The organism is Rhodopirellula sp. UH5, assembly GCF_056839225.1.
Window position 1 is genome coordinate 1,963,046 of the sequence record NZ_CM166390.1, and the last position, 12,216, is coordinate 1,975,261.

9 protein-coding genes are annotated in these 12,216 nt (G+C 56.2%); 6 read left to right on the forward strand and 3 right to left on the reverse strand.

Annotation, left to right across the window (positions count from 1 at the left end; all coding sequences use genetic code 11):
* Positions 1-168: 168 nt before the first annotated feature.
* Positions 169-2,922, reverse strand: coding sequence for a DEAD/DEAH box helicase (locus UH5x_RS07275; RefSeq protein WP_482635235.1), 2,754 nt, complete (start codon positions 2,920-2,922; stop codon positions 169-171).
* Between the two features lie 204 nt (positions 2,923-3,126).
* Here UH5x_RS07275 and UH5x_RS07280 point away from each other — a divergent pair, with 204 nt between their 5' ends.
* The gene (locus UH5x_RS07280; RefSeq protein ID WP_482635236.1) at positions 3,127-3,414 is read left to right on the forward strand and encodes a hypothetical protein; all 288 of its coding nucleotides are present in this window, start codon (positions 3,127-3,129) and stop codon (positions 3,412-3,414) included.
* A 25-nt stretch (positions 3,415-3,439) separates the two neighbouring features.
* A complete protein-coding gene (locus UH5x_RS07285) occupies positions 3,440-4,390 on the forward strand; it encodes a serine/threonine-protein phosphatase CPPED1 (RefSeq protein WP_482635237.1) in 951 nt (316 codons plus the stop codon).
* 135 nt (positions 4,391-4,525) lie between these two features.
* Here UH5x_RS07285 and UH5x_RS07290 read toward each other — a convergent pair whose 3' ends face one another.
* Entirely contained in the window at positions 4,526-6,085 is a 1,560-nt protein-coding gene (locus UH5x_RS07290) for a hypothetical protein (RefSeq protein ID WP_047812976.1), read from the reverse strand.
* A gap of 127 nt (positions 6,086-6,212) precedes the next feature.
* Positions 6,213-6,965 (reverse strand): AraC family transcriptional regulator, encoded by a 753-nt coding sequence (locus UH5x_RS07295; protein ID WP_047812975.1) that lies wholly within the window; start codon positions 6,963-6,965, stop codon positions 6,213-6,215.
* 120 nt (positions 6,966-7,085) lie between these two features.
* Between UH5x_RS07295 and UH5x_RS07300 the strand changes: the two genes are divergently transcribed.
* The 4 genes from UH5x_RS07300 (at position 7,086) to UH5x_RS07315 (ending at position 12,011) form a co-directional block, all read left to right on the forward strand.
* Positions 7,086-8,057, forward strand: a complete 972-nt coding sequence (locus UH5x_RS07300) for a dihydrodipicolinate synthase family protein (RefSeq protein ID WP_047812974.1) — start codon at positions 7,086-7,088, stop codon at positions 8,055-8,057.
* Positions 8,058-8,067: 10 nt separating this feature from the next.
* Positions 8,068-9,327: an NAD(P)/FAD-dependent oxidoreductase gene (locus UH5x_RS07305; RefSeq protein ID WP_482635238.1), complete on the forward strand. Its 1,260-nt coding sequence runs from the start codon at positions 8,068-8,070 to the stop codon at positions 9,325-9,327.
* A 100-nt stretch (positions 9,328-9,427) separates the two neighbouring features.
* Positions 9,428-10,354, forward strand: coding sequence for an alpha/beta hydrolase family protein (locus UH5x_RS07310; protein WP_482635239.1), 927 nt, complete (start codon positions 9,428-9,430; stop codon positions 10,352-10,354).
* A gap of 373 nt (positions 10,355-10,727) precedes the next feature.
* A complete protein-coding gene (locus UH5x_RS07315; protein WP_482635240.1) occupies positions 10,728-12,011 on the forward strand; it encodes a glycosyltransferase family 25 protein in 1,284 nt (427 codons plus the stop codon).
* Positions 12,012-12,216: the final 205 nt, after the last annotated feature.

The following is a 12,216-nucleotide window of genomic DNA, read 5'->3' on the forward strand; positions in this document are numbered from 1 at the left end:
GGCGATGACGGGGCACGGACCGAAGGAGCATTCGGCGACGATTCTCGCCCCGGATGGGGCCGGCGTTGGGAATGCCGTGTGGGCCTCGCTGACGCTTCGGGTTACCAAAATCACCGTCCCAACCCCGCAGGGCGTTCCAATGAATCAACCGTCCACCTCGTCCCGGGCTCATCCGAGCAGCTTGGCAAGCGTTGTCGCCAAGGAACGCAATGACTCATCGTTCTCCAAGCTGATCCGCAACTGAGGCCGGCCGGATTCGTCACGATCCACGCACTGTGTCAATCGCTCGGTCAGCTTGTCGACGGTCTCGCTGGACGGTGACGCCCCGCTTCCCATCAACTCACCCGCCAATGAAAGCGCGGCGGTCACCAACTGCCCGCTTGCAGCAGAAACCTTTTCGGTTCGCTCGGCAGCGAGCTTCTCGGCTTCGGCCTCAACTCGTCGCTGCTGACTTTCGTCGACCGGCGCCGCAATCGGCGGAGGCAAAATGACTTCCAACCGCCGCTTGAGATCCTCCATCCCGCTTTGCATGGAAACTTCGGACGCGTCACTGTCAAAGTTGAGCGACGCATCCGCGAGATCTTGCTTGGACGCCAGTGTTGTCAGCAAACCTTCTTCGATCGTCGGTGTCGGCTCACTGGTCGTGACCAACTTGTAAACATGAACGGGGTTCTCCTGCCCCATCCGATAGGCGCGAGCAATGCGTTGTTCCAGGACCGCAGGATTCCATGGCAAATCCACGTTGATCACGGTGTTGGCGGCCTGCAGGTTCAGCCCCGTGGAACCAGCGTTGGTCATGTTGATCACCCGGCAGTCCGGATCATTCTGGAACCGTGAAACCAGTGCAGCTCGCTTCTTTTGAGGCACTTGGCCGTCCAGCCGAACGTAGTCGCACCCGATCTCGTCGAGACGGTTCTCGATGCGGTTGAGCATTCGTCGCCATTCACTGAACAACACGATCTTGCGAGTCGGGTCCGCAATCAACCCCTCCAGCAATTCCGCCAATCGATCCAGTTTGCTGCTGTATTCATCCGCCTCTTGATCCAGCAGGTAGGTGCTGTCGCAAGCCATCCGTGCCATCAACAAGCACTTCTGCATTCGCAACCGATCCATTTCGGTCATGAACTTCTTCGCCGCAATTTGAGCGACGATTTTCATGTTCGCATCGTGAGCTTCCTTCTGTTCCGCGGTCGCTTCACAACGAATGATCTCGTCGGTCCGATCGGGAAGTTGCTTGGCCACCTCCGCACGTGTCCGGCGAAGCAACACGGGCCGCATCTTTTCACGCAGCACATCGAGTTGTCGATAACCAAGCGTTTTGCCTCGATCATCCACCACATGATGCTGGTTGAAAAATTGATACGCAGGCCCCAGCAAATCATCGTCGATGAAACGCGTGACCGTGAACAACTCACCCAGACGATTCTCAAGTGGCGTGCCGGACAAAACCAACCGAAACGGACTCTCCAATTGCCGAATCACGTTGCTCGTTTTGGATTCCCAATTCTTGATCCGTTGGCCTTCATCCAGAATGATCAAATCCCAGGGCACGTTTTCGACGGCCGTCAGATCGCGCAGGACTTGTTCGTAGTTGCAGATCGTGAAGAACGCATCCCCTTGGTATTGCTCGATCCGTTCGTCGCCCTTCCCCAGAATGATCTGCGAAGAACGTCCGCTGAACCGAGTGATTTCGTCTCTCCATTGGCTTTTCAGCGAAGCCGGGCAAACGACCAGCACGCGAGAAATATCGGAAAGGTTGGCGAGCAATTCCGCGACGCCAATGCCTTGGATCGTTTTGCCCAATCCCATGTCGTCGGCAAGAATCGCTCTTCCCGCTCCAGCGGCGAACGCGATCCCATCAAGCTGATACGGCAACAACTCAGCGTTCAGCAACTTCGTTCGCAACGGGTGATCACTGATGGATGCGCGGATCCGGTCGCATTCATGCCGAATGTGTTTCTGCATCAATTCGCGTTGCAGAAACGCTTCCGCATCCGGGTAGATTTTGACGTCATGCCCAGCCGTTTCGATCGCGTTCAAGCGGTTCATCACCAGGTCGGCCGCGAGCATCGGTTTCGTTGCCCCGTCGCCGACAATTTCGACGACGGATTCATCCACCTTGGCCGGCAGATGAAACATCAACCCTTTCGGGGTGCCGCCGTCGAACGATCCATAATGGACGGCCAGAGAGATCTGTTTGCGTTGGTAGGGCTGACGAAGCTTCGCAGCGGAAAAACGATTCTTGAGTTTCTTCTGGACATGCAAAATGTGTTTGCACGTCCCCAGCCGATTCGTGCGAAAGTCGGGGCAAGTGCAATACGATTCGCCATCGTCAAATCCACGCATCGCAACTCGGTAAGTGCGTCCGGAACGTTCACTGGTGACAACATAATCCGTCCAGGGCGTTTCTGTCTTCATCGATCGAACTCGCATGCGTTCTTCTTGGGCACGCTTGGTTCGCTCCGCGATCGCTCGCTCTCGAAGTTCCTTGGCGGTCAAATTCTCGAGCGGCACGGATTCATCCGGCGGCATCGCCAACCCCAAAACGGATTTCGCATCGAGCAAATAATCCAGCGCGGCCCCCAGGTGTTCGCAAGGAACCTCGCATTGATCGCAATTCAATTGGAGCTGTTTCTTGCGGTCCGAATTCAGCGTGATCGTCGCGATCGCAAAGCCGCCCTCGATCGGGGCATCTTCGACTCGAACTCGAAACAAATCTCCACCAAGATAAACGTCTCGGTCGGATTGGATCTCAAAGCTTTGCCCGCCAGTTCGAATCAACTGCGAGCCTTCCTCTCCCAACAGATTGACCGCTTGGTGATACGTCAACGTCCCCAATCGCTGGTGAAAAACATTCGGGCGACGCTCCGTCTTCGTCGTCTTCGTCTTTCGTTTGCCTGCTGTTTTGGTTTCCGTCACCATGTGTCAACGCTCCTGCTTTCCAAGCCAAGATTTCGAACCGATCCAGACACGCATTAGAGCGGATCCGGGATGCTTGAGCAGGTGGGCAGGTTACGTTGGTCGTGGAGACGGACGGTAGCCAAGTGGTCCCATGACAAGTGAACTGGTAATCTGCACAACTCCATGGCCTTACCGGACGGCACAAAACATTCCGAAATACGAATCATGCAATACTTGATCAAGCTGCTGTTCCGAACGGCCACCAAGGCGATTCTCTTGATCGGTTTGTTCTACCTGTATTCTTTGCTACAAGCACACGTTCTGCACGTCGATGAGGACAGGAGGCTGCTCCGCGATTTTCCGTCCGACATTTGCTTCATGCTCCTCTTCGTCTCGTTCGTGGCCTCTTTTGTACAGGTTGAGAGAGAAGCCAAAGACCAAAATTCTTCGTCTCCCAGCGCCGACCTCGAAAGCGACGTGGTGCGAACAGATCAGAATGGTCTTCCGTCATAGCATTCCCTTCACCATCAGAAGTCTGATGAATCAATCCACCAAAATCTTTCCGATCATTTTCTGTTTGCTTGGAACGCCGTTTCTGTCGGCAGATGAACCAGCAGAAATCGATACGAATCGTTTTCAACAGGCCAGCGAGCGGACTTTCAAAGCGTTTGACCCGCAAACCGAACAAACGTGGGACAAGCCCTTCTTTTTCATGCAGCTTGCCGATCCTCAGTACGGCATGTTCACCGGCAACAAAGGGCTGGACAAAGAAAAGGTGCTCGTTGACCAAGCGGTCGAACACATCAATCGCCTTCAGCCGAGATTCGTGATCGTTTGCGGCGACCTCACCAATGCCACCCCCGACCAAGCCCGCTACGAGGCTCAGGTCAGCCAGTACCAGCAAGACTTTTCGAAGATCGATCCCGAGATCCCACTGGTTTGCGTCTGCGGAAACCATGACATCGGAAATCGTCCCACGGCAGAGTCCATTGCTCGCTACAACCAGCATTTTGGCGACGACTACTTTTCATTTTGGGTCGGTGGCGTTTTCAACGTCGTGCTCAATTCAAGCTTGCTAAAAGATCCCAGCGGAGCTCCCGAGCGACTGCAACAACAGCAGAGCTGGTTGGAGCAGCAACTCCAGCACCCAAGAGTGAAGGAAGCCAAACACATTTTCGTGTTCCTGCATCACCCGCTGTTCTTGGAACAAGAAGACGAGCCAGACCAGTACTTCAACATTCCCTTGGTGCGACGCACGCCGTTGCTTGCGCAATTGAAAGCCGCCAACGTGCGAGCCATCTTCGCCGGACACTACCACCGCAACGCGTACGGGCAAGCCGGCGAGATGGAAATGATCACCACCGGTCCCGTCGGCCGACCGCTGGGAAAGGATCCTTCCGGTCTACGGATCGTTCGTGTTCAAGAAACGCAGATACAACACGCCTACCATTCGCTGGAAACCGTACCTGATGCCGTCGCCATCCCCTAAGCAGGTAGGCAGGAAGGATCGGGAAGAATCATGTGAGCCGTTTGGGCATTGGCGCCGGTTGTGTGCGGGAGCCGTCGTGAATGATGAATCGAGAATTGGCTGACACCAACCCAAAGCCACTCGCAAACAACCGCCTCACGCCAACGCTTCTCGGACACGCGTGACCAGCGAATTGTTTCGGTCGTTTTTCCCAGGTAGCAAATAGGTCGCTGCGGCGAAGTAGCGGTTTCGCAGTTCCGGTGAGATCGCGTAGTAGTCTTCGAGCGCTGCGGAACTGTATTTGTAGTCGTGCGAGTCGTTGCCTTTCAGGAACGTCAACTGCCGGGCAGCATGGATCAGATCCTCCGCCTTGCCGTCCGATTCGAGGTACTGGTAAGTCGCCGCGGAGGCACGCGAACGATCTTGACCGACCGAGTCAAAGATCTGGTCGACGCTCACGGCATCGTCGCTGGATGAATCCGCCGAGAGTTCGTTGATCTGTGAATCACTCACCTTGCCCCGAGAATCCATCGCTTGCCGAAAATGCGGGATGAACGCCGCGTTCTGGAGCAGCAATCGCATTCGGTTTTGATCCTTGGCGGCGGTTCGGTAGGCGTACTGCAACGCATTGGTTGATGTGGCCGAGTGCAACGCCACAATCGCGGGTTGTTGCATCACCATTTCGCCTGCCGACAAGAACAACGCGTCGCTGATCGATTGAGGATGCACACCGGATCGAATCAGCTTCGCCGTTTCTCGCACCGCATCCTCGGGTGTCGCTTGGCGAAGCGTTTGCAGGTGCTCGATCGCAGCTTGATGATCCACCTTTCCCTCATTCCACCGTGGATCCATTTCGAGGACCAGTTGTTCCGTCACTCGAACCGCACGATCCGCGGCCAAGTCACTCGTCGATGGGTTGGGTTCGCCGGAGTGATTGAGCAAGGCGTAGGTCAGCGATCGGAGCACCGGTTCGGCATACCGCCACCCAATGCACTGCAACGTCCGAAAACCATTGGCGACGTAGATCGCTTTGTGCCCGATGCTGCGGAAGTCACGACAACCAAAGTAGGCCATCGACTCGAAGACTTCATTGGCTCCCGCGGATCGAACGTAGCCCGTGATCGCGGCGTCGGCAGCTTCCACATCCCAGTTCCGCATCGCTTCTTCGAAGGCACGCTTGGCCTGATGTGGCGGCGGCACGGCGGATTCGTTGACGGCCGACATCGTCCAGTCGCCCTCGTTGACATCCCTGGACTGCGCGGACTTGAAGTAATCCAACGCCCAGAAGATTGGCAACCAGCGATCTTCATCCGGGGAACCGAGACTGGCCAAGTGCGCCGAGTTGACGACCAACACGGCGTGGAACTTGTGCCCAACAGAAGGTCGAGGCTGAACGTTTCGGATCCCTGCCAACAACAACGCCGTCAGCACCTCGCGGTAGCCGGTCCCACTGCGGATCTTGTCCGCGAACGCTTGGACGACGCGTTCGCGCGGAGTGTCCTCGAGCAACCGCACCAGAGGCTCGATGTCATCGCTGAACCGAACCGTGTTGTGATCCAGTTTGGCTTCCGCCGCGCTGACCCGCGGCAAGCCATGCATCATCGCCACGTCGCTCAACGCCAGAGCAGCGGACGCACCACCGAGAACCTCCATGAACTGGCGACGTCGCACTGGAACATTCACACGCGTCATCTCATTTCGTTTTGCTGGGTTCATCACAACCGTTCCTTTCGAGGCATGAAATCCGTTGGCCCGCCTGATTGCCGTTGGCCCTCCGTCTCATTGTAGAGGTTGCCACCAACCGATGCATCGCTTTTGCCCCCGCCCATCGGCGGGCAAGCCATCAGAGTTCGTTGTCTTGCTTGGCTTTGCGATACTGGCTGGGTGAGAGCCCCGTCGCCCGTCGAAATTGCCGAGTGAAGGCGCTTTGATCGGCGTAGCCAGCTTCTTGTGCGATTTGCACGATCGGTTGCTGAGTGGTCTCGAGATGATGACATGCGAAATCGATGCGTTGCTTCAGCAACCACTGGCCGGTATTGAGGCCAAACGCGATTCGCATCCGACGGTCCAGTTGGAAGCGTGAAAGGTTGGCGACTTCGGCCATCTCAGTGACACTGGTCGGTTTGTCGCGATTGCGTTCCGCGTGCGCCAACGCTTTGGCAACGCTTTGATAGTCGTCGCTGGATTTGTTCGGCCGGCCCAGGTCGCGAGAGATTCCGACCACCCCGACCGAGTCCCCATCGCGTCCACGCAACGGATACTTGTTCGTCAGGCACCACCCCACGTCTCGTGACGCATACAGGTGCAATTCCAATTGGGCTTCGAGTGGTTTGCCGGATTGCAAGACGGCTTTGTCTTGCGCCGTGAAGTTGGCCCCGAACGGTGCCCGCAAGATCTGCTCCGAAGTGCGACCGATCAACTGTGACTTTTGCTTCAAACCGCAACGCTGCACCAGTGTCTCGTTGACGACGACGTAATGCCCGTCAGCGTTCTTGATGAAGTACACCGTGTCGTGCAAACCATCAAACAAACGCTCCGCCGTGAAGGGTTCAGCGAGCAGTTCGAACAGCTGGTCAGGCAAGGGGTTGGACGACATGATTCAATTGTGCGCATTTTCAAGTTGCTTGTCGAGCCTCGGACAAGACAACCACGCCGCCAACATTTATCCTGTGACCGAACTTCCACCTTCCCATTGCGATTGCAGAGTCACCTTGCCATGAGCACCAGCCAACCCGCCATCGACGCTTCTATCTTTCAGGGTTGCATTCCCGCCCTGATGACACCCTGTGACGCCGATCGCAAGATTAACTTTGCCGGGCTGGTTCGCAAAGGCAAGGAAATGATGTCCGCGGGGATGAGGGGCGTTGTGTATTGCGGGTCGATGGGCGATTGGCCACTGCTGACGGATGAACAACGCCAACAAGGTGTTCGCGAACTGACCGAGGCGGGTGTTCCCGTGGTGGTCGGAACCGGCGCCCAAAACACGTCGTTGGCTGCGGCTCATGCCAGCCATGCGGCGGAAGTCGGTGCGGCAGGTTTGATGGTGATTCCGCGTGTGCTTTCGCGAGCCACCTCGCCAGCCGCCCAACGAAATCACTTCGCTGCAATTCTGTCCGCGGCGCCGAATACTCCCGCAGTGATTTACAACAGCCCCTACTACGGTTTCGAAACCAAAGCGGACCTGTTCTTCGACTTGCGAGCTGACTTCCCGAACTTGGTCGGATTCAAAGAGTTCGGCGGTGCCGCATCATTGTCCTACGCGGGCGAACACATCACTCACACGAGTGACGATGTGTTGTTGATGGCGGGAGTCGACACCCAGGTCTATCACGGGTTCGTGAAGTGCGGTGCCACTGGTGCGATCACAGGCATTGGCAACTGCCTTCCTGTTGAGGTCCTGAAGTACGTTGAATTGTGCGAAGCAGCCGCGAAAGGCGATTGCGAGGCCGATCAATACGCCCGTGAGTTGTCAAACGCACTGACTGTCCTCTCGACGTTCGACGAAGGCCCTGACTTGGTTCTTTACTACAAGTACCTGTTGTTCCTGTTGGGCGACGCGGACTACGAATTCCAACTGAACGCATCAGACTCGCTTGCCCCCAGCCAAGCCCGATTTGCGGAGAAGCAACTGGCACTCTTCCAAACTTGGTGGAAGAACTGGTCGGGTAAATCCTACACCTGTTCATGAGAACTCGATCATGAACGTCAACTCATCGCCCGAATCCGTCACCCTCGTTGGGGCGGGTGTTGTCGGAATCGCGTGCGCTCACTATTTAGCGGAGGCGGGGCTCGATGTCACCGTCATCGATCGCGGCTCCATCGCGGGCGAATGCTCGTTTGCAAACTGCGGGTACATCTGCCCCAGCCATGCGCTGCCGCTGACGGAACCGGGGGCCTTCTCCGTCGCCTTGCGATCGGTGTTCAACCCACGATCTCCGTTTCGAGTCAAACCCCAAATCAATCCGGCGTTGTGGAAATGGATGCTCCAATTCGCTAAACGCTGCACGCACCAGCAGATGCTGGCGGCGGGCAAACCGCTGCAGGCAATCCTGGAAGCCTCGATGAGCGAATACCACTTGCTGATGGATCGGCTGAAGCTGGATTGCGAATGGAAGGAACAGGGCCTGCTGTACGTTCTGCAATCCGAACGCGGCATGGAGTCGTTCGCGAAAACTGATCGTCTGGTGTCCGAAGAGTTCGGCATCCCAGCGACTCGCATCGACGGAAACAACCTGCCTAAATTTGATTCCGGCTTGAAAGAAGGATTGGCGGGTGCGTTCTTGTATCCGCACGACACCTCGGTTCGTCCCGATAAATTGAACTCTCAGTGGGCGGCGAACCTGAAGGAACGCGGCGTTCGGTTCGTCGAAAACTGCGAGTTGAAATCAATCCGCAAAGAAGCCGGCCGGATCGTTGCCATCGAAACCAACCAAGGCGACTTCAACAGCAACCACTTCGTTTTCGCGATGGGAGCGTGGAGCACCAAGTGGGAAACGGAGCTGCAATGCTCCGTCCCGGTCCAACCAGGGAAGGGCTACTCGGTCACGCTTTCGAAGCCCGATCACTCGCCCAATCATGCCATTTTGTTCCCCGAACACAAAGTCGGTGTTTCGCCATTCGACGAAGGGCTCCGCCTTGGGTCAATGATGGAATTCGCTGGCTACGACACGACGATTCCCGAGCACCGAATCCAGCAACTTCGCGATTCGGCACGCCCCTACTTGGTCGCCTCCGTTGATGGACCGGCTCAATCGCAGTGGTTTGGTTGGCGACCGATGACCTGGGACAGTTTGCCGATCATTGGTTCGCTTCCAGAACTCAAAAATGGTTTGCTGGCAACGGGACACAACATGCTGGGGCTCAGTCTGGCGCCGGCAACGGGTCGCTTGATTGCCGAGATGATCACCGGACAAGAACCACACTTGAACCCAGCTCCCTATTCACCGAGCAGGTTTTGACCGACGGCCGAGTGAATTGCGTTCAACTGACGAAGGGCGGCTAAACTACAGGGACTCGTTTTCTCGCCCGGTTCCCTGTCACGTCCAAGACTGCTTCCCGATGAGCCTTCGACTGTTCGCCTGCTGCTTGCTATTGCTTCGACTCGCGACTTCGACAACGGCTGAGTCGCCACTGCCGATCGATTCGAATCGGATTCTGCGAACTCCGACGCTCACAAACGGTGATCCTCAACCGGGGAAACGGGTTTCCGTCACGCCAATTGAATACGCTGGAACGGACGTCCATCACTCGATCTACCTTCCAAACGAATGGACCGCCGACGGCGAATCATTGCCGATCATTTTCGAATACACCGGCAATCACTATCCGGCATCGGGATCAACCGGCGAAGTGGCCGATGCGGGGTTGGGGTTTGGGCTGTCCGCCGGTCAATTCATTTGGGTGACGCTGCCATTCATTCGTCACGATCGTCAACGCAATCAGATCACCTGGTGGGGCGACGAGGAGGCGACGGTTGAATATGCGAAGATCAACGTTCCTCGGATCATGCGTCAATTTTCGGCGGATCCTGACCGTGTGTTTCTCTGCGGTTTTTCCCGTGGTGCCATCGCGGTGAACTACATCGGATTGCATGACGATGAAATCGCGAATCTTTGGACGGCGTTTGTTACCCATGACCACTTTGACGGTGTGCGTGCGTGGAAAGGGACCGACTGGGGCAGTCCTCTCGCAAGATATCGATCCGAAGCGAGCCAGCGACTCAAACGCGTGAGGGATCGTCCGTATCTGGTTTGCCAAAATGGTTCGTATGCCACCCAGGAATTTGTCCTTGACGTCCTCCCGAACGCACAAAACTTCACCTACCTGTCAGTCAACACGACCCAAGCACTTGGCCCATTCCCGAATGAATTCGCCAAGGCTGGACACAACGATCGCTGGCTGAATCGCCCCAACCGGTACCGCTCAGCAGCTTGGGATTGGATGAATCAAGTTCTGTCCGAGCGGACAAGCAAGACGTCGAAGTAAAACCATTCTCTCGAGGAAGATGCACGGGATTTTTGGATCATCCAAGCGATCAGGCGCGTTCGCCAAAACATTGGTCAGTTCCTGGTCCAGACTCATCAAACGGGTGCATCAAACGGATGAGGCGAAACGATGTGTCGCGACTGAAAGAAGGGTCCCCGACTCCTCAGCGAGCAATTCACATCCCATCCGTGGGCGGCGCGTCGGCCTACCAAGCAAGCTCACCCCGTTCCGGCGGCGTCAGTCGATCTCCCCCCCCTCGGTCCCCACACGCAATGGAATCGCGATAAAATCGATCATCGAGCAGTGATTCAGTGCTCACCCGCGTCCATCACGATTGAATCCATGGTTTCCGAAAGCGAACGAGGGCGAGTAGATGACGATAGAAATCGAGCGTGCTGTCGTGATCAATCTCGATCGCGACTCCAAGCGACTGCACCGTTTCTATCAAGCTTTGCCGGCCGACTGGCCGTTTCCCAAACCAATGCGGTTCTCGGCATGGGATGGCTCACGAATCCCTGCTCCACCCTGGTGGGTTGCGGGGGATGCCGCCTGGGGTTGTTTTCGCTCCCATCAGTTCGTGATCGAGCAAGCCATCAACGATCAAGTCCAATCATTGCTCGTGATGGAAGACGACGCGTTTTGCCATCCCGAATTCAGTGGACTCTTCCAACGGTTCGCGATGGAACTTCCGAGTGATTGGCAATGGGTTTACCTGGGCGGGCAACACATCCAAAGAGAGCGAGGTCTACCGATCCCAATCACCGAGCATGTCTACAGGCCGTTCAATGTGCATCGGAGCCACGCGTATGCGTTACGCGGTGCCACCGCCATGCAAAGGGTGGTCGCTCATTTGCATGACCGAGACTCATGGGGCGAGAAACACCACATTGACCATCGTTTCGGTGAGATGCACGCAACGCTTGACGCGGGGCTGTATTGTCCCGATCGCTGGCTCATCGGTCAGGAAGCGGGCTACAGCAACATCAAACGAAAGCACGTCGAAGCCAACTTCTTTCCCGATGCGCGATCGTTCTACGACCTGCAGATCGATCGTCCCGTCGTGGTGGTGGTTGGAATGGACCGGAAGCACCGACTGATCGTCGCAGCCATCCTGCATCGCATGGGCATCTCTTTCGGAAACGCACCGCCACCGGGATCAATCGACCAAGCACTGGATTCCTATTGTGCGCCGGGGCTCGATACCGTTTGCAACCACTTGGTCGTTGATCCGGTTCAGCATCTTGTCGCTGATGAAGCGTTCCGTATTTGCCACTTGAAAATGTGGGCTGACCGGCGTTTGAAGTCAGCCAATTCAAAGATGCCAATTGGTGCGACACAACCGAAACTCGCTTTGATGCATCGCGAGATTCGATCCGCGTGGCCGCAAGCGATTTTGATCGTGGTCAACACTGAAAGTCCGAGACCACCGGTCGGGCTGGATGCCGTTCACCATCGTCGAGCGATTTCCGCCATGGGGCACCTTCAGCAAGAGGTGAATTGCCATCGTGTCAACGGTGACGATTTCAAACGCCCCGATCAATTGGTCCACCAGTTGACGGAGATGGTTGCGGCCGACTTCAGCGCATCCGATATCGCGACCGCAAAACAATTTGCCATCGAACTTTGCCGGCAGGTCGAAGCAGGTGGACAGGAATGATCGAGAAGAACCATGTGATCTGGTTGGGCAATCGCTCCGGTTGCATGTGGGAACAGTGACGTTCGTCAAAACAGCTCCAATGCCCAATGACTCCTGTTTAACCGGCGAAGACATCGCTGGTCCCGTTCCACTTCACGGAACGATTGTCGATCGTCAACCAATCCACCACCAAGTCGGGTGAACTCCCTTCCATCTGCCCTCAATT